The sequence below is a fragment of the Comamonas squillarum genome (assembly GCF_025309455.1).
GTDB lineage: Bacteria > Pseudomonadota > Gammaproteobacteria > Burkholderiales > Burkholderiaceae_C > Comamonas > Comamonas squillarum.
This window is the reverse complement of sequence record NZ_CP104377.1, coordinates 1,285,793-1,310,418: the sequence shown is the minus strand read 5'-3', so window position 1 is coordinate 1,310,418 and position 24,626 is coordinate 1,285,793. Positions and strand designations below refer to the sequence as shown.

23 protein-coding genes are annotated in these 24,626 nt (G+C 64.7%); 11 read left to right on the top strand and 12 right to left on the bottom strand.

Features of this window, described 5'->3' with window-relative positions; genetic code table 11:
* The 8 genes from N4T19_RS06060 (at position 1) to dgoD (ending at position 8,567) form a co-directional block, all read left to right on the top strand.
* A complete protein-coding gene (locus N4T19_RS06060) occupies positions 1-771 on the top strand; it encodes an SDR family oxidoreductase (RefSeq protein WP_116924075.1) in 771 nt (256 codons plus the stop codon).
* Between the two features lie 14 nt (positions 772-785).
* Positions 786-2,033, top strand: coding sequence for an enolase C-terminal domain-like protein (locus tag N4T19_RS06055; RefSeq protein ID WP_116924074.1), 1,248 nt, complete (start codon positions 786-788; stop codon positions 2,031-2,033).
* 65 nt (positions 2,034-2,098) lie between these two features.
* Positions 2,099-3,112 carry a TRAP transporter substrate-binding protein gene (locus N4T19_RS06050; protein ID WP_182341831.1) on the top strand — a complete coding sequence of 338 codons (1,014 nt, stop codon included), beginning with the start codon at positions 2,099-2,101 and terminating at the stop codon, positions 3,110-3,112.
* 164 nt (positions 3,113-3,276) lie between these two features.
* The gene (locus N4T19_RS06045; RefSeq protein ID WP_116924072.1) at positions 3,277-3,870 is read left to right on the top strand and encodes a TRAP transporter small permease; all 594 of its coding nucleotides are present in this window, start codon (positions 3,277-3,279) and stop codon (positions 3,868-3,870) included.
* Complete coding sequence (locus N4T19_RS06040; protein WP_116924071.1) at positions 3,867-5,147, top strand: TRAP transporter large permease; 1,281 nt, start codon at positions 3,867-3,869, stop codon at positions 5,145-5,147. Before N4T19_RS06045 ends, N4T19_RS06040 begins: the two co-directional genes overlap by 4 nt.
* A gap of 103 nt (positions 5,148-5,250) precedes the next feature.
* Positions 5,251-6,276, top strand: a complete 1,026-nt coding sequence (locus N4T19_RS06035) for a DctP family TRAP transporter solute-binding subunit (protein ID WP_182341827.1) — start codon at positions 5,251-5,253, stop codon at positions 6,274-6,276.
* Between the two features lie 42 nt (positions 6,277-6,318).
* Positions 6,319-7,356 (top strand): L-idonate 5-dehydrogenase, encoded by a 1,038-nt coding sequence (locus N4T19_RS06030; protein ID WP_182341824.1) that lies wholly within the window; start codon positions 6,319-6,321, stop codon positions 7,354-7,356.
* Positions 7,357-7,418: 62 nt separating this feature from the next.
* Positions 7,419-8,567 (top strand): galactonate dehydratase, encoded by a 1,149-nt coding sequence (gene dgoD / locus N4T19_RS06025; RefSeq protein ID WP_182341821.1) that lies wholly within the window; start codon positions 7,419-7,421, stop codon positions 8,565-8,567.
* A gap of 45 nt (positions 8,568-8,612) precedes the next feature.
* On the opposite strand, the gene N4T19_RS06020 is transcribed toward dgoD, so the two are convergent.
* The gene (locus N4T19_RS06020; RefSeq protein ID WP_207788032.1) at positions 8,613-9,350 is read right to left on the bottom strand and encodes an SDR family oxidoreductase; all 738 of its coding nucleotides are present in this window, start codon (positions 9,348-9,350) and stop codon (positions 8,613-8,615) included.
* A 131-nt stretch (positions 9,351-9,481) separates the two neighbouring features.
* Here N4T19_RS06020 and N4T19_RS06015 point away from each other — a divergent pair, with 131 nt between their 5' ends.
* Positions 9,482-10,372: a LysR family transcriptional regulator gene (locus N4T19_RS06015; RefSeq protein WP_116924066.1), complete on the top strand. Its 891-nt coding sequence runs from the start codon at positions 9,482-9,484 to the stop codon at positions 10,370-10,372.
* A gap of 152 nt (positions 10,373-10,524) precedes the next feature.
* On the opposite strand, the gene fusA is transcribed toward N4T19_RS06015, so the two are convergent.
* Positions 10,525-12,636 carry an elongation factor G gene (fusA, locus tag N4T19_RS06010; RefSeq protein WP_116924065.1) on the bottom strand — a complete coding sequence of 704 codons (2,112 nt, stop codon included), beginning with the start codon at positions 12,634-12,636 and terminating at the stop codon, positions 10,525-10,527.
* A 283-nt stretch (positions 12,637-12,919) separates the two neighbouring features.
* Here fusA and N4T19_RS06005 point away from each other — a divergent pair, with 283 nt between their 5' ends.
* Together N4T19_RS06005 and queC are read left to right on the top strand one after the other, a co-directional pair.
* Positions 12,920-13,261 carry an ArsR/SmtB family transcription factor gene (locus N4T19_RS06005; protein ID WP_116924466.1) on the top strand — a complete coding sequence of 114 codons (342 nt, stop codon included), beginning with the start codon at positions 12,920-12,922 and terminating at the stop codon, positions 13,259-13,261.
* A 60-nt stretch (positions 13,262-13,321) separates the two neighbouring features.
* Entirely contained in the window at positions 13,322-14,023 is a 702-nt protein-coding gene (queC, locus tag N4T19_RS06000) for a 7-cyano-7-deazaguanine synthase QueC (protein ID WP_260719691.1), read from the top strand.
* A 13-nt stretch (positions 14,024-14,036) separates the two neighbouring features.
* Here queC and N4T19_RS05995 read toward each other — a convergent pair whose 3' ends face one another.
* From N4T19_RS05995 to N4T19_RS05950, 10 genes are all read right to left on the bottom strand, one after another.
* The gene (locus N4T19_RS05995; RefSeq protein ID WP_260719690.1) at positions 14,037-15,314 is read right to left on the bottom strand and encodes a glycosyltransferase; all 1,278 of its coding nucleotides are present in this window, start codon (positions 15,312-15,314) and stop codon (positions 14,037-14,039) included.
* Positions 15,315-15,340: 26 nt separating this feature from the next.
* Complete coding sequence (locus tag N4T19_RS05990; RefSeq protein ID WP_260719689.1) at positions 15,341-16,771, bottom strand: sigma 54-interacting transcriptional regulator; 1,431 nt, start codon at positions 16,769-16,771, stop codon at positions 15,341-15,343.
* Between the two features lie 45 nt (positions 16,772-16,816).
* Complete coding sequence (locus N4T19_RS05985) at positions 16,817-18,661, bottom strand: TadG family pilus assembly protein (protein WP_260719688.1); 1,845 nt, start codon at positions 18,659-18,661, stop codon at positions 16,817-16,819.
* 14 nt (positions 18,662-18,675) lie between these two features.
* Positions 18,676-19,179 (bottom strand): TadE/TadG family type IV pilus assembly protein, encoded by a 504-nt coding sequence (locus tag N4T19_RS05980; RefSeq protein WP_116924061.1) that lies wholly within the window; start codon positions 19,177-19,179, stop codon positions 18,676-18,678.
* The gene (locus N4T19_RS05975) at positions 19,176-19,727 is read right to left on the bottom strand and encodes a TadE/TadG family type IV pilus assembly protein (protein WP_116924060.1); all 552 of its coding nucleotides are present in this window, start codon (positions 19,725-19,727) and stop codon (positions 19,176-19,178) included. The genes N4T19_RS05980 and N4T19_RS05975 overlap by 4 nt, the downstream gene beginning before the upstream one ends.
* A 23-nt stretch (positions 19,728-19,750) precedes the next feature.
* The gene (locus N4T19_RS05970) at positions 19,751-20,194 is read right to left on the bottom strand and encodes a DUF3613 domain-containing protein (protein WP_260719687.1); all 444 of its coding nucleotides are present in this window, start codon (positions 20,192-20,194) and stop codon (positions 19,751-19,753) included.
* Between the two features lie 18 nt (positions 20,195-20,212).
* Positions 20,213-21,232 carry a tetratricopeptide repeat protein gene (locus tag N4T19_RS05965; protein WP_260719686.1) on the bottom strand — a complete coding sequence of 340 codons (1,020 nt, stop codon included), beginning with the start codon at positions 21,230-21,232 and terminating at the stop codon, positions 20,213-20,215.
* Positions 21,233-21,234: 2 nt separating this feature from the next.
* Positions 21,235-22,224, bottom strand: coding sequence for a type II secretion system F family protein (locus N4T19_RS05960; protein ID WP_116924058.1), 990 nt, complete (start codon positions 22,222-22,224; stop codon positions 21,235-21,237).
* Positions 22,225-22,313: 89 nt separating this feature from the next.
* The gene (locus N4T19_RS05955) at positions 22,314-23,300 is read right to left on the bottom strand and encodes a type II secretion system F family protein (RefSeq protein WP_116924057.1); all 987 of its coding nucleotides are present in this window, start codon (positions 23,298-23,300) and stop codon (positions 22,314-22,316) included.
* Complete coding sequence (locus tag N4T19_RS05950) at positions 23,297-24,622, bottom strand: CpaF family protein (protein ID WP_260719685.1); 1,326 nt, start codon at positions 24,620-24,622, stop codon at positions 23,297-23,299. The genes N4T19_RS05955 and N4T19_RS05950 overlap by 4 nt, the downstream gene beginning before the upstream one ends.
* Between the last annotated feature and the right edge of the window lie 4 nt (positions 24,623-24,626).

Here is a 24,626-nt window from a genome sequence, read left to right as displayed (position 1 = left end):
ATGTCTCGTTCCCTGTTTGATCTGTCGGGCCGTACGGCGCTGATTACCGGCTCCTCGCGCGGCATTGGGCTGGCGCTGGCCCAGGGCCTGGCGGAATCGGGGGCAACGGTGGTGGTCAACAGCCGCCAGCAGGCAGCAGTGGATGCGGCTGTGGCGCAGTTGCAGGGCATGGGCCTCAAAGCCCAAGGGGCGGCCTTTGATGTGGCCGACCAGGCGGCGGTAGAAGCGGCCTTTGCTGCGTTCGATGCCCAAGGCCTCGCGATCGATATCGTTGTCAACAATGCCGGCATCCAGCACCGCGAGCCTCTGCTCGATGTGTCGCTGGAGGACTGGAGCCGGGTCATCAACACCAACCTGACGGCGGCCTTTGTGGTGGGCCGCACCGCAGCGCGCCGCATGATCGAACGCGGGACGGGCGGCAAGATCATCAATATCGGCTCGCTGACCAGCGAGGCGGCCCGTGCCACGGTGGCGCCGTACACGGTGGCCAAGGGCGGCATCAAGATGCTCTCCAAGGCGATGGCCGCTGAGTGGGCCATGCATGGTATCCAGGCCAACTCGATCGGCCCGGGCTACATCCTCACCGACATGAACGAGGCGCTGGTCAACAACGCCGCGTTTGATGCCTGGGTCAAGGCCAGCAACCCCACGCAGCGCTGGGGCCGGCCCGATGAGCTGGTGGGCACGGCCATCTACCTGGCCTCGGGTGCATCCAACTACGTCAACGGCCAGATCATCTATGTGGATGGCGGCTGGCTGGCGGTGCTGTAAGCGGGCGCGGCACCATGGCTACCCTGATTACCGACGTCAAAGTCATCGCGACGGCGCCCGAGGGAATCAACCTGCTGGTCGTCAGGATCGAGACCAACCAGCCCGGCCTCTTCGGCCTGGGTTGCGCCACCTTTGCCTACCGCCATCTGGCAGTGCAGTGCCTGGTCGAGCAGTACCTGCGCCCGCTCCTCATCGGCCGCGATGCGAGCCAGATTGAAGAGCTGTGGCAGTTGATGCACCAGAACGCTTACTGGCGCAACGGCCCCATCGAGAACAATGCGATCTCGGGCGTGGACATGGCGCTGTGGGACCTCAAAGGCAAGCAGGCCGGCATGCCGCTGTACCAACTGCTGGGCGGCAAGCTGCGCGAGGGCGTGCCCATCTACCGCCATGCAGATGGGCGGGATCTGGAAGAGCTCTGCGACAACATCCAGAAGTACCGCGAGCAGGGCATCACCCATATCCGCTGCCAAAGCGGCGGCTATGGCGGTGGCGGTTTTGGCGCGGCGCCCGGCACGGCGCCCCGGGGCGCCGCTGACGGCATCTATCTGGATGCGCGCAAGTACATGCGCGAGACGCTCAAGATGTTTGACGCCATCCGCAGCCGCATCGGCTTTGAGGTGGAGCTGTGCCATGACGTGCACGAGCGCTTGAAACCCGCCGATGCCATCCGCTTTGCGCAGGCGCTGGAGCCCTATGAGCTGTTCTTTCTGGAAGACGCGATTGCGCTGGAGGAGGGCGACTGGCTGCGCCAGCTGCGCGACAAGACCAATGTGCCGCTGGCCCAGGGCGAGCTGTTCAACCACCCCTTTGAATGGCGCGGCATTATCGCCGAGCGGCTGATTGACTTTATCCGCGTGCACCTGAGCCAGGTGGGCGGCATCACACCGGCGCGCAAGCTGCAGCTGTTTGCCGAGCAGTACGGCGTGCGCACAGCCTGGCATGGCCCGGGCGATATGTCGCCGCTGGCGCATGCGGCCAATATCCATATCGACCTGGCCTCGCGCAATTTTGGCGTGCAAGAGTGGTCGGGCACCGAGCCGCCCAATTTTGTGATCCAGGCGCTCAAGGGCCCGCGCGATGCGCTGCTGGCCGTGTTCCCCGGTTTGCCCACATTCCGCAATGGCTATGTCTACGCCAATGACCTGCCCGGCCTGGGTGTGGACATTGACGAGCGCGAAGCGGCCAAGTACCCCTGCAGCAGCGAAGTGACCACCTGGACGCAGACGCGCCTGGCCGATGGGAGCCTGCAGACCCCCTGATTCTCAGCATGCCGGGCCAGCAGCGCCGGCTTTTTTCGATTGACAACAAAGACGGAGACAGACAGATGACCACTCACTTCCAACTGCGCCGCATCGTGCTGGCCACCCTGGCGGCATCGGCAATGGGCGCTGGCGCCGCTTATGCCGAAGTCAAGGCCCGCGTCGGCCATGCGATGCCCGAGAGCCACCCGCAAGCCATCGCGATGAACAAGTTCGCCGAGCTCGCATCCACCTACACCAATGGCAATGTCAAGGTGCAGGCCTACCACAGCGCGGTGCTGGGCAGCGACGAGAAGCAACTGCAGGCCGTGCAGGCTGGCACGCAGGATCTGTACATCGGCACCCTGGCGCCGCTGTCCTCGCGGATCAAGGAAGTGCAGGTCTGGGATCTGCCCTTCATGTTCCGCAACTCGGCCGAAGTCTATGCGGTGCTCGATGGCGCCTCGTCCAAGAAGATTTTCGAGAAGATCGCACCGGCCAACCTGGTGGGCCTGACCTGGACCGGCATGGGCTTTCGCAACCTGTCCAACAGCAAGCACCGCGTGGCCAAGCCCGAGGATGTGAGCGGCCTCAAGATCCGCGTGATGACCAACCCGGTGGCCCTCGATACCTGGAAGACCCTGGGCGCCAATGCCACCCCGATGGCCTTTGCCGAGGTGTTCCCGGCGCTGGAGATCAAGGCGCTCGACGGCCAGGAGAACCCGCTGCAGCACATGTGGGCCAACAAGATGCAGGAAGTGCAGAAGTTCATCACCATCACCAACCACGTCTACACGCCGTCGGCCCTGGTCGCATCGAAGAAGTTCTGGGATGGCCTCTCGCCCGCCGACAAGGCCGGTGTGCAAAAGGCCGCGACCGAAGCGGGCCTGCTGCAGCGCAAGCTGCTCGATGAAGGCGACAGCCAGGCCATCGACAACTTCAAGAAGGCCGGTGTGACGGTGGACACCATGCCCGCTGCCGAGCTGGCACGCATGCAGGACAAGATCAAGCCCGTGCTGGCCAAGTTCTCGCCGCAGATCGGCGATGAGTTCGTCAAGGGCTTCTTTGCCGAAATCGAGCAGGCGCGCAAGGCCCAGTAAGGCCCAGGAAGGGTATGGGCCCAGGCCGGCATAGGCTGGGTCCGCTCCCTGCATTTCTTTTCAAGGTTCTGGCAGCGCCTCATGGCGCGGCGCTGCCGGCATAGACATACAAGCATTCAGGTGGCGGCACGGCACAAGGCCGCGCTGCCGGGAAAGGTGTTGCCATGGGCAAGGTACTCAAAATGCTCGCCGACGGGCTGACGCGCGCGCTGGAAATCGCCATGGTGCTGTGCATGCTCGTCATGCTGGTGATGGTGTTCGGCAATGTGATGCTGCGGCTGTTTTTCAATACCGGCATTGATCTGTCCGAAGAGGTGCCGCGCTTTGCCTTTGTGTGGCTGACCTTTCTGGGCGCCATCGTGGGCATGCGCAAGCGCGCCCATCTGGGGGTGGACCTGATGGTGCAGATGATGCCGCTGGCCGGCCGCCGCGTGTGCTGGGGCCTGAGCCAGGCCATCATGCTGCTGTGCTGCGTCTATATCGTCTACGGCACCTGGCTGCAGCACGACATCATCGCGGGCAATGCCTCTCCGGTGGCCCAACTGAGCATGCTCTGGGTCTACGGTGTGAGCTATTTCACCGGGGCGGCCATTGGCTTCATCTGCCTGTCGAACCTAGTGCGTCTGGTGCTGGGCAAGGTGGCGGACGATGAGCTGATCGATGTGCAGGAAGAGGGCATGGAAGAGGCACGCGAGGCCGAGCACGCCATGCAGGAGCAGACCCCATCGCAGGCCCGGTCCCAAGGAGGTCGCGCATGACCATCTTCATTTTTATCTCGTCGCTGCTGGGCCTGATGGCGCTGGGCATGCCCATTGCGTTTGCGCTGATCGGCTGCGGTCTGGCGCTGATGTACTACATGGGCTTTACCGATCCGCAGATCGTGGTGCAGAACATGTGGGATGGCGCCAACAGCTTCCCACTGCTGGCCGTGCCGTTTTTCATGCTCGCGGGCGAATTCATGAACGCCGGCGGCATGACGCGCCGCATCATCCACATGGCCATGGCCTGGATTGGCCATATCCGGGGCGGGCTGGGCTATGTGGCCGTGGGCGCTGCGGTCATCATGGCCTCGCTCTCGGGCTCGGCCGTGGCCGATACGGCGGCACTGGCCGCCGTGCTGGTGCCGATGATGCGCAAGGCCGGCTATGAGGTCAACCGCTCCTGCGGCTTGATCGCCTGCGGCGGCATCATCGCGCCGGTGATTCCGCCATCGATCGCAATGATTCTGTATGGCGTGACCGGTGGCGTGTCCATCACCAAGCTGTTCATCGCCGGCATTGTGCCGGGCCTGTTGATGGGTGCCGCGATCTTGCTGGCCTGGCGCTGGTGCATTGGCCGTGACCCGATCGTCACCGAGCCCAAGCGCAGCACGGCTGAACGCCTGGCCGCCACACGCCAATCGCTGTGGGCGCTGGTGCTGCCGGTGGTCATCATCGGTGGTCTGAAGTTCGGCTGGTTCACCCCGACCGAGGCCGCCGTCATGGCTGCGATGTACTCGCTGCTGGTGGGCATGTTCGTCTACCGCGAGATCAAGCTGAACCAGCTGTTTGGCCTGATCTACCGCGCAGCTGAGACCACGGCCATCATCATGTTCCTGGTGTCGGCCGCCGGTGTATCGGCCTGGCTGATCACCACCGCGAACATTCCGCAGCAGCTGGCCGCGCTGGTCGAGCCGCTGATGGACAACAAGATGCTGCTTACCTTTGCGCTGATGGTGCTGGTACTGCTGGTGGGCACGGCGCTGGATTTCACGCCCACGGTGCTGATCATGACGCCCGTGCTGATGCCGGTGCTCAAGCAGGCGGGCATCGACCCGGTCTACTTCGGCGTGCTGTTCATCATGAACAACGCCATCGGCCTGGTCACCCCTCCGGTGGGCACCGTGCTCAATGTCGTCTGCGGGGTCGCCAAGATACCGATGAGCGGCGCCATCAAGGGGGTGATTCCGTTCATGGTGGCCCAGACGATTGTGATGTTCCTGCTCGTGGTGTTCCCGCAGATCGTGATGTGGCCGCTGGAGATGATGAGCCGCTAAGCCTCAAACCGTCACCCCAAACCCATTCATTGAAGAGCCTTGGGCGCTTGCAAGCAGCAAGCGCCAAGGGCGGGCTTTGCCCAAAAAAGACAAGGAGCCAACCATGAAATTGATTCCACGCCGCAGCCTCGTTGCAGGCCTGGCCTGCGCCACCTTGGTGGTGCTGGGCCTGGCGCCCGCGCAAGCCCAGGAGGGCAAGCGCGCACGCCTGGGCCATTCCTTTGCCGATTCGCACCCCCGCGCCATCGCGATGAAGCAGTTTGCCGCCGATGTCGCCAAGTCCACCGATGGCAAGGTGCAGATCGATGTGTACAGCAGCGCCACCTTGGGCAGCGAAGACAAGATGCTGATTGCAGTGCAAAGCGGCACGCAGGACCTGTACATGGGCGCGCTCTCGCCCATCGCCGCGCGCAAGAAGGCGCTGCAGATTTTTGATTTTCCGTTTCTGTTTGCCAGCGATGCCGAGGCCGCCCATGTGCTCGATGGCCCCGTGGGCCGCCAGATGTTGGGCGACATTGCCGATATGAAGATGCGTGGCCTCGTCTGGGCGGGCGGCGCCTTCCGCAATATGTCCAACAGCAAGCGGCCGCTGGCGACGCTGGCGGACATGAAGGGTTTGCGCGTGCGCGTGATGCAAAGCCCGATGGCGCTGGCCAGCTTCAATGCCATGGGCATGAACGCCGTGCCGATGGCCTTCTCCGAGGTCTATCCCGCGCTGGAGATCAAGGCGCTCGATGGCTATGAGCACCCGGTGGTCGACATGTATGCCAACAAGATGTACGAGGTGCAGAAGTACCTGACCATCACCAACCATGTATACACGCCCGTCGCACTGATCGCGTCCGAGAAATGGTGGTCGGGCCTGACGCCCGCGCAGCAGCAGGCCGTGCAGCAGTCCGCCGAAAAGGCCCGCACCCTGCAGCGCAGCGAAGAGCTGCGCCAGGCTGGCGAGGTGGTCGCCCAGCTCCAATCGCATGGCATGCAGGTGGGCGAGATGCCCGCTGCCGAGCTGGAAAAGATCCGCGCTGCGGTGCAGCCGGTGATCGACAAGAACCAGGCGACCGTCGGCCAGGAGTTTGCCCAGTCGTTCTATGCAGCGCTGGCCATCTACCGCAATACCAAACGCTGATCCTTCAGTGCGCCATCACACACCAACCTAGGAATTTCTGATATGGAAGCGCTCGTTATCCACGCACCCGGCGATCTGCGGGTGCAATCCGTCCCCGCGCCTGCGCCCGGGCCTGGCCAGATGCTGGTGCGGGTGCGCTGCGGCGGCATCTGCGGCTCTGACCTGCATTACTACCAGCACGGCGGCTTTGGCACGGTGCGCATCAAGGAGCCGATGGTGCTGGGCCATGAGGTCTCGGGCGTCATCGAATCGGTAGGCGCTGATGTGCAAGGCTTTTCTGCCGGCCAGCGCATCGCAGTCAGCCCCAGCTGGCCCTGCGGCCAGTGCCGCTTTTGCCAGATGGGCCTGCAAAACCACTGCCTGGACATGCGTTACTACGGCAGCGCGATGCGCACGCCCCATGTGCAAGGGGCGTTTCGCCAGCAGATCGTCATCGAGGCGCACCAGGCCCATCTGCTGGCCGCGCAGGTGAGCGATGCCGAAGGGGCCATGGCCGAGCCGCTGGCAGTTGCGCTGCATGGCGTGCAGCGGGCCGGCCCGCTGCTGGGCCGTAAGGTGCTGGTGACGGGATGTGGGCCGATTGGTGCGCTGGCCATCATCGCCGCGCGCCGCGCAGGCGCCGCGCACATTGTGGCTACCGACATGAGCGCGCACCCGCTGGCCAAGGCCTTGCAGGTGGGCGCCGATGAGGTCGTGCATGTGGGCGAGTCGTCCGATGGCCTGGCCCGTTATGCGGCCGACAAGGGCCAGTTCGATGTGCTGTTCGAGGCCAGCGGCAACCCGCATGCCTTGCGCGGCGCCTTCGATGTGCTGCGCCCGCGCGCCACCATCGTGCAGCTGGGGCTGGCCGGTGCCGAGATGACCTTGCCGATCAACACGCTGGTGGCCAAGGAATTCGACTGGCGCGGCTCGTTCCGCTTCCATGAGGAGTTTGCCACTGCGGTGGCCCTGCTCAACAAGGGGCTGGTCGATGTGAAGCCGCTGATCTCCGCCACCTTGTCCTACCGCGATTCGGCCCGCGCCTTTGCGCTGGCGGCCGACCGCTCGCAGGCGATGAAGGTGCTGCTGGACTTTGAGTGAGCCTGCGCACCAGCCCCAGCCACCACTGCTGATTCCCACCCTCATTTTTCTCAGTTCTTCCCATGAAAATCGTCAAGCTCACCACCTTTATCGTGCCACCGCGCTGGTGCTTTCTCAAGATCGAAACCGACGAGGGCATCGTTGGCTGGGGCGAGCCGGTGGTCGAAGGCCGCGCCCACACCGTGGCTGCAGCGGTCGAGGAACTCTCCGACTACTTGGTGGGCCGCGACCCGCGCAACGTGCAGGACCTGTGGAATGTGATGTACCGCGCCGGCTTCTACCGAGGCGGGCCGGTGATGATGAGTGCTATTGCTGGCGTCGACCAGGCGCTGTGGGACATCAAGGGCAAGGCGCTGGGTGTGCCCGTGCATGAGCTCTTGGGCGGCAAGGTGCGCGACCGTATCCGCGTCTACTCCTGGATTGGCGGCGACCGCCCGGCTGACACGGCGGCGCAAGCGCAAGCCGCCGTGGCGCGGGGCTTTACCGCCGTCAAGATGAATGGCACCGAGGAGATGCAGTACATCGACAGCCACGCCAAGGTGGAGCAGGCTGTGGCCAATGTGGCGATGATCCGCGAGTCGGTGGGCAAGCACATCGGCATTGGCGTGGACTTCCACGGCCGGGTGCACAAGCCCATGGCCAAGGTACTGATGCGCGAGCTGCGCGACTTCAACCTGATGTTCATCGAAGAGCCCGTGCTCAGCGAGCACCTGGAGGTGATCCCCGAACTCGCCGCCCTTGGCGCCGCTCCGATTGCACTGGGCGAGCGCCTCTATTCGCGCTGGGATTTCAAGCGCGTGTTTGCGCAGGGCGGTGTCGACATCATCCAGCCCGATCCGTCGCATGCCGGTGGCATCACCGAGACCTGCAAGATCGCCGCAATGGCCGAGGCCTACGATGTGGCCGTTGCGCTGCATTGCCCGCTGGGCCCGATTGCGCTGGCGGCCAACCTGCAGATCGATGCGGTCTGCTACAACGCCTTCATCCAGGAGCAAAGCCTGGGCATCCACTACAACCAGGGCAATGACCTGCTCGACTACGTGCACAACCGCGATGCCTTTGACTACCAGGACGGCTATGTGGCGATGCCCGGCGGCCCGGGCCTGGGCATCGAGGTGAACGAGGCCTATGTGGCCGAGCGCGCCAAAGAGGGCCACCGTTGGCGCAACCCGGTATGGCGCCATGCCGATGGCAGTGTGGCGGAGTGGTGAGGCAAGGCGCCTCAACCCGGGTGTCTTGCAGAGTGGGGTGGCGATTTAGGCCACGCCGCCATTGGCGCGCAGCACCTGCCCGTTGATCCAGCCCGACTCCTTGCTCGCCAAAAAGGCGACCACGGCCGCGATGTCCTCGGGCTCGCCCAGGCGCTCCAGCGGCGGCATCTTGGCAAAGTGCTCAATTTGCGCCTCGCTCTTGCCGGCAAAGAACAGCTCGGTGGCGACCGGGCCGGGGGCTACCGCGTTGACGGTGATCTGGCGGCCGCGCAGCTCCTTGGCGAACACGCGGGTAAAGGCCTCGACTGCAGCCTTGCTGCCGTTGTAGATCGCGTAGCCGGGCAGGTTCAGCGCCAGCGCGGTGGTCGAGAGGTTGATGATGCGCCCGCCTGTGTTGAGGCGCGTGGCCGCTTCGCGCAGCGTGTTGAACACGCCCTGGGTGTTGATCGCAAAGGTCTTGGCAAACAGCGCATCGCTGGTCTCGGCCAGGGTGCTGGTGGCGAGCACGCCGGCGTTGTTGACGAGCACATCAATCTGGCCCAGCTGCTTCTCGACGGCGCTGAACATCGCCTGTACCTGGTCAGCCTGCGAGATATCGGCGCGGATGGCCATCGCTTGGCCACCTTCTTGCACCAGCGCCTGGGCCAGTGCTTCGCCCTCTTGCGCGTTGTTGGCGTAGTTGATGGCGATGGCATGGCCGTCGTGGGCCAGGCGCCGGGCAATGGTGGCACCGATGCCGCGCGATGCGCCGGTGATCAGGGCAATGGATGTGGGCTTGGTCATGTCTGCTTTCATATCGTTGATCGAATGGTTGGATTTTTCACTATTCCATTCAAAAGATCATTGCACTGATTTGAATTTTATAATTCGGTTTACTTCAATAATCTACGCCGCTTTGGGTTGGCGTTGCTGCGATGGACCGCTTTCAGGAAATGCAGGTATTTGTGCGGGTGGCCGACCGCAGCAGCTTTGCGCAGGCCTCGGATGATCTGCAGATTCCGCGTGCCACGGTGACCAACCTGGTCCAGCGGCTGGAAGCGCGGGTGGGCGCGCGCCTGCTGGACCGCACCACGCGCCAGGTGCGGCTGACGGCCGAAGGTGAGGACTACTACCGCCGCTGCACCCGGCTGCTGGCCGATCTGCAGGAGGCCGAGAGCGCCTTTCGCCATGCGCCGCCGCAGGGCTTGCTGCGGGTCAACCTGCAGGGCACCTTGGCGCGCTTTTTTGTGATGCCGCATCTGGGGGCGTTTGCGGACCAGTACCCGGAGGTGCAACTGCACATGGCCGAAGACGACCGGCTGGTGGACCTGGTACGCGAAGGGGTGGACTGCGTGCTGCGGGCCGGCAGCCTGCAAAGCTCATCGCTGATCGGGCGCCAGGTGGCGTCGCTGCGCCAGGTGACGGTCGTCAGCCGTGCCTATGCCCAGCGCCATGGCCTGCCGCAGTCGCTCGATGACCTGGCGCAGCATGCCGCTGTGGCCTATGTCTCCAGCGCCACGGGCCGGCCGGTGGCGCTGGAGTTTTGCGTGGGCAAGCAGGTGGTCGAGCGCCGCTTGAGACCTAGCATCACCGTCAACGGCGCCGATCTGTACACCGGCGCTGCGCTGGCAGGCTTGGGGATGGTGCAGGTGCCGCGCTACCGCATTGCGCAGGCGCTGCAAGAGGGCGAGTTGCTGGAGGTGCTGCCCGATCTGCCACCGCCGCCGATGCCCGTCTCGGTGCTGCACCCCTACAGCCGCCAGCCGTCGGCGCGGCTGCGGGTGTTTATTGACTGGCTCGCAGAGCGATTTGTGGATGTAACTTAGTGGCGCATTGGCTGGTGTCGAAAGGCAAGGCAGCCCAGCCATCTGGCCGGGCACTTGCGTGAGCGCAGGCGGACAGCGGACAAAAAACAGGCCCACAGCCTGGTGGGCGGTGGGCCTGGGTTCAGCCAGCAGCAGCTGGCATCTCCGGTCGCTTAGCGGTTCGACCGGGTCGCAATACCGGCTACCACATGGGCTGGCGCTTCGGTGTAGCGCTTGAACTCCATCGTGTAGGTTGCGCGGCCCTGCGTCATCGAGCGCAGCTGCGTGGCATAGCCAAACATCTCGGACAAGGGGACCTCGGCCTTGATGCTCTTGCCGCCACCGGCGATGTCATCCATGCCCTGGACCATGCCCCGGCGCGATGACAGGTCGCCCATCACCGTGCCGGCATAGTCCTCGGGCGTTTCGACCTCGACGGCCATCATCGGCTCCAGGATGACCGGGTTGGCCTTCTTCATGCCTTCCTTGAAGCCGAAGATGGCCGCCATCTTGAAGGCCTGCTCGGACGAGTCCACATCGTGGTACGAACCAAAAGTGAGGCGCACACGCACATCCACCACCGGGTAGCCGGCCAGCACGCCGGTTGCCAGCGCCTCGCGCACGCCTTTCTCAACGGCGGGGATGTACTCGCGCGGCACCACACCGCCCTTGATCTCGTCGACAAACGCAAAGCCGTCGCCGGACGCCATCGGCTCCAGGGTGAAGACCACATGGCCATACTGGCCCTTGCCGCCCGACTGGCGCACAAACTTGCCGTCCACATCCTTGACCGTGTTGCGGATGGTCTCGCGGTAGGCCACCTGGGGCTTGCCCACATTGGCCTCCACATTGAACTCCCGCTTCATGCGGTCGACGATGATCTCCAGGTGCAGCTCGCCCATGCCGGCGATGATGGTCTGGCCCGATTCCTCATCGGTGCGCACGCGGAACGACGGATCCTCGGCGGCCAGGCGCGACAGCGCAATGCCCATCTTTTCCTGGTCGGCCTTGGTCTTGGGCTCGATCGCTTGCGCGATGACGGGCTCAGGAAAGGACATGCGCTCCAGGATGATGGGCGCGCTCGGGTCGCTCAAGGTCTCACCGGTGGTCACCTCCTTGAGGCCCACGCAGGCGGCAATGTCGCCGGCGCGGATCTCGTCGATTTCCTGGCGCTCATTGGCATGCATCTGCACGATGCGGCCAATGCGCTCCTTGCGGCCACGGATCGGGTTGTAGACCAGGTCGCCCTTGCTGAGCACGCCCGAGTAGACGCGCACAAAGGTCAGCTGGCCCACAAAGGGATCGGTCATCAGCTTGAAGGCGAGGGCAGAGAACTTCTCGCCATCGTCGGCGCGGCGCGTGAGCACCGTGCTGTCGTTCTCGTCTTCGCTGTGGCCGGTCACCGCAGGCACATCCAGCGGCGACGGCATGAGCTCGACCACGGCGTCCAGCAGGCGCTGCACACCCTTGTTCTTGAAGGCCGAGCCACACAGCATGGGCTGGATCTCGGTGGCAATCGTGCGCAGGCGCAAGCCGGCAATGATGTCGGCCTCGGGCAGATCACCATCGCTCAGGTACTTGTCGGTCAGCGCTTCGCTCGCTTCGGCAGCGGCTTCCACCATCTTGGTGCGCCACTCCTGCGCCGTCGCCTGCAGCTCGGCGGGAATCTCCCGGTACTCGAACTTCATGCCCTGCGAGGCCTCGTCCCAGATGATGGCCTTCATCTTGATCAGGTCGATCACGCCCGAGAACTCGGCCTCGGCACCAATCGGAATCACGATGGGCACAGGGTTGGCTTTGAGGCGGTCCACCATCATCTGGCGCACGCGGAAGAAGTCCGCACCAATGCGGTCCATCTTGTTGACAAAGGCCAGGCGCGGCACCTTGTACTTGTTGGCCTGGCGCCAGACGGTTTCGGACTGCGGCTGCACCCCGCCCACCGAGTCATAGACCATGACGGCGCCGTCGAGCACGCGCATGGAGCGCTCGACCTCGATCGTGAAGTCCACGTGACCGGGGGTGTCGATGATGTTGATGCGGTGCGCCGCAAAGTTGCGTTCCATGCCCGACCAGAAGGCCGTCGTCGCGGCCGAGGTGATCGTGATGCCGCGCTCTTGCTCCTGGGCCATCCAGTCCATTGTGGCGGCGCCATCATGCACCTCGCCCAGCTTGTGGCTCACCCCGGTATAGAACAGGATGCGCTCGGTCGTCGTGGTTTTTCCGGCATCGATGTGCGCAGAGATGCCGATGTTGCGATAGCGTTCTATGGGGGTATGGCGGGCCATGTTGACCTCCTTGGGTCGGTTTTTTCAGCTGGATTCAGCTGCTTGTTACAGCCCTGCGCGCTCCCACTTTGCGACATCCGGCGCCTTCAAGACAGCACCGGCACAGGGCCAGAAAAGGATGATATTAATAGTACGAAGACAATCGTACTGTTAACATGGGTATTGCCCGATTGGGGACAATAGGGCCCATCTTGCTGCCGGGCGTGCAGACGCAGGCAGAATGGCGCCCTTTGAACTGGCCTGGCAGGCCGATGCACGCGCCTCGTTGGCGCATGGACCCCGGATGATCCCTCACCACCCTGAAGCTGCGCAGATCCATTTGGAAAATGTGCTCACCGCCCTGGGCAACCCCACGCGCCTGGCGGTCGTGCGTGTGCTGGCCGATGGCCAGGAGCGCAGCTGCACGGCGCTTTTGCGCGACCAGACCAAATCGACCATGACGCACCACTGGCGCGTGCTGCGCAGCAGCGGCGTGATCTGGCAGCGCCCCGTGGGGCGCGAGAACCTGCTGTCGCTGCGGCGCGAGGACCTCGATGCCCGTTTTCCCGGCCTGCTCGACGCGATACTCTCGGCCACGCGCGACGATGCGCTCACCGATGCCAGCACGGCCTGGGGCGGGCGCTGAGTCTGGCCCCTGCCAACACAAGCCTGGTTTTTTGATTTTTGATGGATGGAGAAGCGCAGCATGCAAGACGCCAAGGCGCTGGTACTTTTTTCGGGTGGACAGGATTCCACCGTCTGCCTGGCTTGGGCCTTGAGCCGCTATGCCCAGGTCGAAACGATTGGCTTTGACTACGGCCAGAACCACCGGGTGGAGCTGGAGTGCCGTGGCACCGTGCTGGCCCACCTGCGCGCGCAGTTCCCGCAGTGGGCGGCGAAGCTGGGGGAGGACCACCTGCTGAACATCGATGTGCTCGGCCAGATCAGCGACACGGCGCTGACCAGCGATGCCGCGCTGGCCTACCAGGCCGACGGCCTGCCCAACACCTTTGTGCCGGCGCGCAACCTGGTGTTTTTGACTTTGGCCTCTGCGGTGGCCTACCGCCGCCAGTGCACGGTGCTGGTCGGCGGCATGTGCGAGACCGATTTCTCCGGCTACCCCGACTGCCGCGACAACACGATGAAGGCCATGCAGGTGGCGCTCAGCCTGGGCCTGGGCCGCCAGTTGGTGGTAGAGACCCCCCTGATGTGGATCGACAAGGCCGCGACCTGGCAGCTGGCGCAGGACCTGGGCGGAGACCCTTTGACGGCCCTGGTACAGGAAGACACCCACACCTGCTACCGGGGCGACCGCAGCGAGCGCCATGACTGGGGCTATGGCTGCGGCGAATGCCCGGCCTGTGCGTTGCGCGCGCAGGGCTTCGCGCGTTGGAAGCAAGCGGTCTAGATAACAGCTCCGGTCAGCGCGGCGCCACCAGCGGCGCCTTGCGGTTGGCCATGGCCCGCGCAAACAGCGCCATAAAGCGGGGCGCCACCTTGGCGATATGGTAGGCCTTGCCGGTCTCCAGCGCGGCCAGGGCATAGCGCTGGCGCCGGGCCGGGTCGCGGCGCAGCTGCCGTATCGCCTCAATCCAGTCGTCGTCGTTGTCGGGCAGCAAGAGGCCGTTGACGTTGTGGGTGATCAGCTCGGGCGCAAAGCCCCAGTTGGAGCCAATCACGCAGCCCCCGCGCGCCAGGATCTCCATCAGCCCCCAGTTGGCCACGCCATAGCGCAAAGGGTAGAGGAAGAGATCGACCTCGGCGAGCAGCGCCGAGAACTGCGCATAGGGCAGGTGGCCGGGGAACTCGATCACATCGGCGGCGGGGTAGACCTTGAGCAGGTGGTCGCGAAAGCTTTCCACCTTGCCGCCATAGCGCCGCTCCACCCATTGCTGCTCATAGCCATAGGTGGAGGCCTTGGCATCCCCTATGGCGATAAAGCGCGTGTTCTGGCCATCGCCTTCGCGCACCATGCGGTCCACCAGCCGGATATAGGTCTCGAAACCCTTGGCACTCGAGAGATCGCGCGCCGAGAACGCGATCGTAAAGGGCTTGCCGCCGCCGCCCGATTTGGATGCTTCATTGCTGGCCGTGCTGAAATTGCGCAGCGGCGGCTGGATATCAAAGCCCTCGAACTGCACCGCAATCCGGTCCTGCAATAGCGGCGGGAACATCGAGCGCGCATAGGCGCTGGGCACGATGGTCAGGTCGCTGCACAGCACCTGGTGAAAGCTCAGCATTTCGGTGTTGCGGTCGCCCAGGCGCTGGGCCTGGTCGGGCGGGTAGGCGGCATCCCAGCCATGGGCCAGGTAGCTGGGGAACTCGATATAGCTGATGATGGCGGCTTGCAGCTCGCCATAGAGCCAGTTGGGCGCGCCCCAGAGCGAATGGGCGACGACCACATCGATCTTGCGGCCCTGGGCGGTTTCAAAGTCTTCCAGCGCCTTGAGCACGCCCCGGCAGATGCGCGCCGAGCGCTCGACCTTGTCCGAGTAGTAGTAGCTCTGGGGGCCGACGATCAGGCCGTCGGGCTGGAACGACAGCAGGTGGTCGCAGTGCTTTTCATGGTTGGCCTTGTGGCCGGGCGTGGTCATGAACCAGGCATCTGCGATGCCCTGGGCACGCAGGTGGCTGCACAGCAGGCTGTACTGGCTCGGGTAGACGGCACCTACAAAAACGATCAGAGGTTTGTCTGTCATGGTCGGCAAAAGGTCGGGGTCAAGGGTCACAGGGGCAGGTGGTCATTGGCATGCGCAGCGGCCGGTGCCAAGGGCACCAGCGGCTCGCCGTCCGAGATCTGGTATTTGCGCATCTTTTCCCACAGCACCTTGCGGCTGATGCCCATCTGCTGGGCGGTGTTCTGGCGCTTCCAGCTGTTGGCATGCAGCGCTTCGATGATGCGGTTGCGTTCTTCCTGGTCCCAGTTGCCGCGCTCGGCCAGCAGCGGCCCGGCCGCAGCGGTCTCCAGCGGAAAGGTCGCCGCCGACAGGCTCTGGGCCTGCTGCAAGAGGCGATCGGTGGCGCCGCCGGCATGCCAGTCCTGGGTCTGGCGGGCGGCCACGCCAATGCGCTCGGCCAGGTTGCGCAGCTCGCGCACATTGCCGGGGAAGTACATCTGCGCAATCGCATCGAGAATGAACATCGGCGGCCCGCCCAGGCGCTCCATCATCTCCTCGCCCACCACCTTGCGCAAAATGCTGTTGAAGATGGCCAGCTTGTCAGCCTCGCCCCGCTCTTCGAGGCTGGGCATCTGCAGCTCGATCACCGCCAGGCGAAAGAACAGATCGGCGCGGAAGCGCCCGGCATGCACCAGCTCGCGCAGCGATTTGTTGGTGGCCGCTACCAGGCGGAAATCCAGCGCCACAGGCGATGTGGCGCCCAGCCGGGTGACCGTGCGCTCTTCGAGCACGCGCAGCAGCTTGACCTGCTGGTAGAGCGGCAGGTCGGCGATTTCATCCAGAAACAGAGTGCCGCCATTGGCCTGCTCGAAAAAGCCCTTGTGCGCCGTCACCGCACCGGTGAACGAGCCCTTGGCATGGCCAAAGAACAGCGACTCAAAGAGGCCGTCGGGGATCGCGCCGCAGTTGACCACGACAAAGGGCCCCTGGCCGTAGTGCGTGTTGCGTTCATGCAGGCGTTCGGCCACGCGTTCCTTGCCGGTGCCCGTCTCGCCAAAGATCAGCACGCTGTGCTCGCAGTCGGCAAAGGTGTCCACATCGCGCAGCAGGGCCAGCATGCACTCGGCCTCGGCGATGATGTCGTCGCCCCGCGGCTGCTTGTGCTTGGTGCTTTGCAGGCGCCGCACAATGCGCACCAGCATCGCGCGCAGCTCGGCGCCGGTAAAGTCAAAGGGCAGCACATGGGAGTACTCGGTGGCATAGGTGCCCGGCCCTTCGCCACGCGGCTTGGCGCTGACCCACAGCACCGGCATGCCGCCAAAATTGCCCTCGATCCCCTGGCGCGTGAAGCGCGCACCTTCCAGCACCGACACACTCACCACCGCAATGGCGTTGCCCCCTTGCGCCACCACGGGCGACAGGTTCAGGCCATCGGCGCGCACCACGTCCACATCCAAGTTGACCATGCAGCGCTCCACGCGCTCTGCAATGTCCGCTTGGCCTTCCCAGACGTAGATGACCAAATCGTTCTGATTCACGTTCTATTCCCTCGGTTCTTCATGTCGCTGCGCTCACTCCTGTCTTCATTGCACGATCTGGGCGGTATCGCATTGGATGCCCAGCAAATCCACGCTGGCGCGGCCCAGCTCGATGCCCAGGCCCTGCAGCAGCAGGTCCAGTGCGCTGCCAATGGTGTTGAGCAGAGGTGCAAGCAGGGCGCTGACCACCGTGACCACCACATTGAGCAGCGCATTGAGGCCGCCGAGCAAGCCGCCCAGCAGCCCCCCGAGCAGGCCGCCCAGCACGCCGTAGTACTCGGCGTTCTGCACATCGCCCACCAACGCGGGCACCTGCTTCAACAGATTGCTGACCGTCGTGCCCAGGCGCAGCCCATTGGGGCCGCTGGAGCGCTCCACGTCCACCTGCATGCCCACCAGGCATTCGTCCACATTGCTGCTGTTGTAGGGGCAGGCCTGGGCATTGGGCGGCGATGTGTAGATGACGCCTTGCAGCAGCGATGTGGACAGCTTGCTTTGCACGCGCAGACCGCCCAGCAGGTTGAGCAGGTTCAGGTCCACCAGCTCGGTCTTTTGGCAGATGCCATTGGCATTCAACTGGCCGATGCAGACATCACCAATCGCCGAGCGCACGGAGATATTGGCCCGCCGGTCATTGCGGGCTGGTGTGCACTGGATGGCTTCGAGCGTGCCGGTGCTGCGCACCAGATCGACTTGAATGGGGATGTGCACGCGGATACCCAGCAGGTTGCCCAGCAGTGCGGTCAGCAGGCCGGGCGTGCTGACATTCTTTTGCTCACCAATGTTGACGGTCAGTCGCACCTGGGCGCTGCGCGCCTTGGTCTGGCCATTGGCCGGGCCGATGGCATTGCGTGGTGGCTCCACCACGGTGAGGTTGGCGTCCAGAATGCCCGGCAGCCCCAGGCCCAGCGCCACGCTGTTGGTGCCGTTGGCAGCGACCAGGTGGGTGCGCACCAGGTCACCCAGGCCAATAGCTGCATCGAGCCCCGCGCCGATGGGCGAGGCAGCGCCCCCTGCGGAGATGACGGCCAGCAGGCCCTTGTCACCGCCCAGCGGCAGCTTGATGTTGGCGAGCTGAAAGGCCGCCAGGTAGGCGCGCAGATCGACCAGCGCAGCAATGTCGACGCCGGCATTGAGCAGGCTGTCGCTGCCGGCATTGATTGCCGCGTCGATCAGGTCGATCACCGAGGCATTCACATTGGCCAGGTCATTGGGGGTGAGCAACGCCAGGTCGTTGACGCCAATGGGCAGGCCCAGCACCTTGAGCAGACCCGAAGGCGTGATCTTGGCATTGGCGATGCCGTCCTTGTCGAGGATGGTGAGCCGCTGGATATCCAGCCCCACCAGCGCGGTGATGCGGCCCAGCAGGCCATTGTTGTTGAAGCGCAGCAGCTGCGAGCCGATCGAGAACGCGGCCACCGGCTCGCTGTCCTTGGCGGCGGTCGCAGCCGCTGCCACCAGGCGCGAGCCCACAAAGGGCAGCAGCTGCAGCACCTCGCCTTGCAGCTGCACGCGCACCGCGTTCATCGGGCTGCTGCCCAGGCCAAAGCGCAGCGCATCGGCCTTGCTGCTGTCCCAGTGGCCGCAGTCGATGCGGCGCTGCTCATTGTCCAGCGACAGGCGTAGCTGGGTGGTCACGCTTTGGTTGGCTGCCGCCTGGCCGAGCCCGCAGGTGGCCGAGTTGCCATAGGTGATGGCATTGACCGCTTCGAGCGCGGCCACATCGGCGATGCGCTGCAGATCGCGTTTGGCGTAGTACATATAGCCAATCTGCACAGTGGCCAGCAAGGTGACCAGCACCGCGGCGAGCAGCGCAAACTGCAGCAGCACGGCGCCGCGCTGGGCCAAGGGCAGGGCGCGTTGGCGGGATAGGGGGCTACAGGCGGACATGGTGCAGATCCTCCTTACAGCAGCGATGCAAAGTGCACCACGCTTTTTTCATAGAGCTGCCGGGGCTCGGTGACCCACACGCTCTGCGTGCCAAACAATGGCGCGAGCTGGTAGCGCAGCTCAAAGGTGGCGCTGCCGGTGCCCGTGCTGGGGCAGGCCGCTTGCCACTGGATGGGGCTGACCGTGAGCTGGTCGGCCACGGTACCGGGTACGTCACTGCGCTCCAGGCTGGAGCGCACCGATTGCAGCACCCGCAGCTGGATGGTGGCGCGGTTGGCTGCGGCCTGCGTGGGGTGGCAGGGGTCGCTGACCCCCGCTGCCAGCACACCCAAAATGGCGCGCGCGCCATCTCCTGCTGCCCGCGTGAGCGACTGCTGCGCCTGGAACGCCCGCCAGTACACCGTCAGGCCCAGCAGCATGACGATCATGAAGACCGCAATCAAGGCAAACTCGATGGCCGCGACGCCACGCTGCGGTCCCGGTGCGCCTGCGCAGCGGCTGGTGCAGGGCTGCTTCATAGCATCCTCCTGTCAACCAACAAGCTGGCCTGGGCCTGCAGGCTGGCCGGCAGTATGAGACCCAGCCCCGGGATCGCCGGCGCAATCGCGCCCTGGCGGTAGTTGGCGATGCGGTAGCTGACCAGCACCAGGCAAGGGGTCTCGATATTGCAGTCGAGCGCGGGATTGAGCGCAGTGTCCTGGTTGCAGGCAGTGTCTGCCAGGTGGCAAAGGGTGAAGTCGATATCGCCCTCGGCGGGCCGCAGCTCGGCGGGCAGCCAGCTGAGCGCATTGGCCGTGGTGCGGCGCGCCTGCAAGCTGCGAAAGGCCCAGGTGGGCGGGTTGCTGCCGATGATCGTGGAGCTGGGGTAGCGCAGTGCCGCCCGGGCGCCTTCTTCGACCGCGTACTGCATGGACTGGCGCACCAGAAAGGTGAGGCCATAGCAGACGATGCCGTAGAGCAGCACAAAAAACACCGGGAAGATGATCGCCCACTCCAACGCATATACCCCGCGCTGCTGGCGCGAACGCCTGCAGCGGTGCATGAACGGGGTGGGGTGCGGGCGCATGGCGGGCTCCTGGGCGGTAAGTGTTACTGCTTCACATCCATGCCGGTCTCAAAGCGCTCGGGGATCTTGGTCTCAAAGCTCTTGAGGTAGCGCTGGTAGCTGCGGCTGGCCTGCTCGCCATCGATGGCGCGGGGGTGTACGCCGGGCGATGCGGTCTGCATGGCCAGCAGGCGCTCGGTGGCGTTGCCGATGATGAGCGGGCGGCTGCGCCAGATGACGGGGTTCTCCAGCGAAGGATTGCTGTTCTCCGTGGCCAGCGGAATATAGGGCTGCGTGGCGGGCGAGGCGCGCTCGGCGATCTCCACCACATGCGCTGGCCGTGTCATCTCCAGGCTGGGCACCTCGGCTTGGACCGATGCCACGGCGCGGCTGGATTCGGCACGCACCGCGGTGACCGAGAATCCCGCACAAGCAGCAAGGCCCAGCAGCACGGCACGCCAGGTGGGGAGAGAAAGGGACTGAGACATGAGTTACTCCTGGTGGTGCTAAGGCGCAATGGGGCGTGCCGGGGTATTGGTGATGTGCGGGCTGTCGTTGCCAGCGGCTGTGCTGCGCAAGGCCGTGGGCACGGCAGGCCCAGGGCCGGCAGCAGGCCCTGCAGATGGCGTTGCAGCCGGCGCCGCGATCGGGTCTGTAGCCACAGCTGGAAGCGGGCTGACCGCAAGTGCTGCGCCGTCCACCAAGGGCGCCGCCGCAGCCGGTACTGGCGCTGGCAGCTCACCCCCGTTGCGCCGGCGCATGGCGGTTTGCACGGTCTGCAGTTGGGCCTGCAAGGTCTGCATCGAGTTCGCGTCGATCAGCGCGGGCACATTCTTGGTGGCGGGCTGGCTCAGGCGTTGCAGCAGTTGCGAGGCCTGTGCCTTCTGGTCGCTGGCCATCAGGTAGAGGGCCAGGTTGAGCTGCACCCGGGCATTGCCCGGGGCCAGCTGCGCTGCCTGCAACACTGGCAGATGGGCGGCCTCGGTCTGGCCGTCCAGCATATGGGCGTAGGCCAGGTCGCTCAGCACATCGGCATCAATGGGGTTGATCTGGCGCGCCATCTCGAGTTGCGCAATGGCATTGGGGTACTGGGCCTGGCTGGCATACAGCAGGCCCAGGCCGCGCCGCGCGCGGGCCACGGTGCTGCTGTCGGCGTCGGCCAGCAGCGCCTGGTAGCCTTGCTCGGCCAATGGGCCCTGGCCGGTATTGCGCAGTGCATCGGCGCGCATCAGCCGGATCTGCGGCTGGCTGCCGTACTGGCGCTCAAAGGCCTGCGTATGCGCCAGCGACGCATACCACTGGTTGGCCTGCTGCATCTGGCGAATCAGGTTCAGATAAGTCTGCTGCGGATCGATCTGGGTCAGCTGAGCGGCCTTTTCCATTTGCTGCTGGGCTTGGGCTGCCGTGCTTTGTTCGGCGGCGCCATAACCTTGCGGGCCTTTGGAGGCGCAGCCGGTCAGCAGCGCAGCGGCCAAGGCCAGCAGCGGCATTGAACTTGTTCGGGTGTTGCTGAGGTGATGGCGCATAGTTATTTCCCTCCTATCGCCGACAGTGAGCGGATCACCGCGGTAAAGCCAGGCCCTGCGGTAATCACGATCAAGGCGGGCAGCAAGGTCAGCACCATCACGCCGGTCATCTTGACCGTGATCGTGCCGATCTTTTCCTTGAAATTGGCCTGGCGCTTCTCGCGCAGGCGTAGGCTGAACTCGCGCAGCGGCTCTTGCACTGCGCCGCCATGCCGGTCCACCTGCACCAGCAGGTTGACCACGGCACTCATGTCGTCGTCCGCGCCCAGCATCGCCAGGCGCTGCAGCGACTGCTCACGCGTGCGGCCCGAGCTGTAGAGCCGATTGGCCAGGCCCAGCTCGGCGCTCAGCACGCGCAGCACACTGCCAAACTCAGAGGCCAGAATATGCAGGCTCTGGTCAATGCTCAGGCCCACGCCCTGCAGCAGGCGCAGCAGGTCAACAAACAGGGGTAGTTCTTCGACGACTTGCTTGCGGCGTGTCGTTGCCTTGGAGCGCAAAATCCACTTGGGCAGCATCAGGCCCAGGCTGAAAGCTACAAAGCCTTGGAACACGGCGGTGGTGCCCTGTGGCTCGAAAATTAGCAGCGCCAACACAGGCAGGGCCAGGCACAGCAAGATGCGGCTGGTGACAAATGTGAAGGCGCCACGTGCCATCTCGATGCCTGCCTGCTCCATGAGCTTGCGGTCCTCGTCCGCAAACAAGGCCTTTGCCAGTCCGGTGTCCAACCAGGCAGGCGGCTTGAGACGATCGATCATCTGCTGGGCCGCTTCTTGCTCACTTTGCGATGCGGAGCTTGGCAGCGCTTGCAGCCCGGGTATGGGGAAGGGTTGAATCACCGCAGCTGTCGCCTCGCGCTGCCGCAGCAACTGCGCGACGCGCAACTCGGTGCGTTCGCTGCGGTGCTGGCGCAGCAGCAGCCTGCCTGCGAGCATCAGCAGCCCCAGCGCAGCCAGCACCAGGCTGGCAATCCACAGTTGATCGCTGGTCATCGGCAATCCTCCGTGCAGCAAACAGGCTCTGGAGGAGGCGAATAACGGCGGTCGTTCAGGAATGTGGGTCGAGACATCAGTCGGACTCCCTATTTCAGGCGTGCCAGCCGGTACAGCAGAAAGGAGCCAAATACTTCCAGGCCTGCTGCGATAAAGATCATTTTTTGGCCGGTACTGTCTTGCCACAGCCGCAGGAAGTAGCCCTGGTTGAGCAGCATGATCAAGCTGCCCACGATGATGGGCAGCAAGGCCAGGATCCAGGCTGAAAGACGCACCTCGGTCGAGAGGGAATGGAGCTCGCGCTCGGCCGATTGGCGGTCGCGGATATAGGCGGACACACGTTCGAGCACCTGGTCCACCCGGCCGCCATAGCGCGTGCTCATGCGGAAGACCGCAGCGAGCAGCCCAAATTCGGCCAGCTTCCAGGTGCGCTCCAGCTGTGTCATCGCCTGGCCCAGATCGGGCGAGACGCTGAGGGACGCATTGACATGCTGCAAGGCGCTGCCCAGCGGCTCGGGCACATTGCCGCTGGCAAACTGGAAGGCGGCGTGGGGCGAGTTGCCGATGGAGATCAGCCGCACCATATTGTCCAGAAAGCCCGGCAGCAGCGAGAGCATCTTGGCGCGGCGCTTGCTCACCCGGTGCCAGATGCCAAACCAGGTCAGCAGCGCATAGACGGCCAGCACCATCAGGCCCAAAAGTGCGCCGGCCTGCATCGCAATCAGCATGGCCAGCACGACGCCCACTGCAGCAATCATGGCCAGACCCCGTGGCGTAATGCCCCAGGCGCCATAGCCCAGATGGTCATACAACCATTGCCGTGCCGAGGCCGAGGCCGAGGGCGTGAGCGCAGCAGGCAAGGCTGCAGAAGCTCTGGGGTCGGCTGCCATGCCCGGCATCGGGGCGGCGGCTGAGGGGGCCAGCAGATCGCGCTGGATATCGCGGCTGCGCTGCATATGGCCGGCAATCGATTGCCGGGCCTGCTGCTGGCGCGCACGGGAGAACAGCCACAGCGCCAGGGCCAGCAGCGCGCAGGCGAGGGCGGCGATGACCAAAACGACTGGGTGGATGTTCATCGCTGTCCTCCGCCGCTGCCGGCCTGCTGCTGGCCCCGCCACCAGGCCAGCAATTTGGGCGAATGCGGCGAGATGCCCATGGAGATCCAGTGGTCCTGCTCCTGGCCGTCGGGGCCGGTCTGGGCCTCGTAGCGGTAGAGCTCCTGGGTGGAGATCATGTTGTCCGTCATGCCGGTCACCTCGGTCAGCGACAGCAGGCGCCGGCGGCCGTTGGAGAGGCGGCCGATCTGCACGATAAAGTCCACCGCATTGGCAATCTGGCGGCGCAGGCTCACTTCGCTGCCCTGAAAGCCGGCAAAGCCGGCCAGCATCTCGGCGCGGTAGAGGCATTCGCGCGGCGAGCTGGCATGGATGGTGCCCATCGAGCCATCGTGGCCGGTGTTCATCGCCTGGAGCAGCTCCAGCACTTCGCCGCTGCGCACTTCGCCAACGATGATGCGATCGGGCCGCATGCGCAGGCTGTTGACCAGCAGGTCGCGGATGCTCACATGGCCCGAGCCATCGAAGCTGCCCGGGCGGCTCTCCAGCCGCACCACATGGCTGTGGTTGAGGGCGAGCTCGGCGGTGTCCTCGATGGTCACGATGCGCTCGTTGCTCGGGATAAAGCTGGCCAGGGCGTTGAGCAAGGAGGTCTTGCCCGAGCTGGTGCCGCCGCTCACCAGGATGTTGCAGCGTGCCTTGACGGCCATCTCCAGAATGCGGCAGATGTCTTCGCTGAAGCTGCCCAGCTCGACCAGGTCTTTGGGCGTGAGCGGGTCCTTGCGGAACTTGCGGATCGAGACCGTGGGGCCGTCGATGGCCAGCGGGCCGATGATCACATTGATGCGGCCGCCATCGGGCAGGCGGGCATCGACCATGGGGCTGGATTCGTCCAGGCGCCGCCCCAGCGGCGCCAGAATGCGCCGCACAATGCGCAGCACATGCTCGTCGTCCTTGAAGTGCGAGGCTTCGCGCTCGAGTATGCCGCCGCGCGAGACATAGATGTCGCGGTAGCCATTGATGAGGATGTCCTCGACGCGCGCATCTTCCAGGAGCGGCTGCAGCGGGCCCAGGCCGGTGAGCTCACGGCTGAGCGCCTCGGCCACCTGGCGGGCCTCTTGCTCATTGACCGGCACCGCATGCAGGCGGATAAAACTGTCGAGCTCGAGCTTCACAAACTGCGCAATCGCCGCCTGGGACCAGCGGCCAAACTCCGCCCCCAGCTCCTCAATGCGGCTGAGCAGGTGCTCATAGGTATGGTTCTTGAGATCGGCAAGCAGCTGGGCATGCTGCAGGTTCTCGCTGGCAGCGGCGGCGGAGGTGGTGTAGTCCGTGGTCGTCATGGTG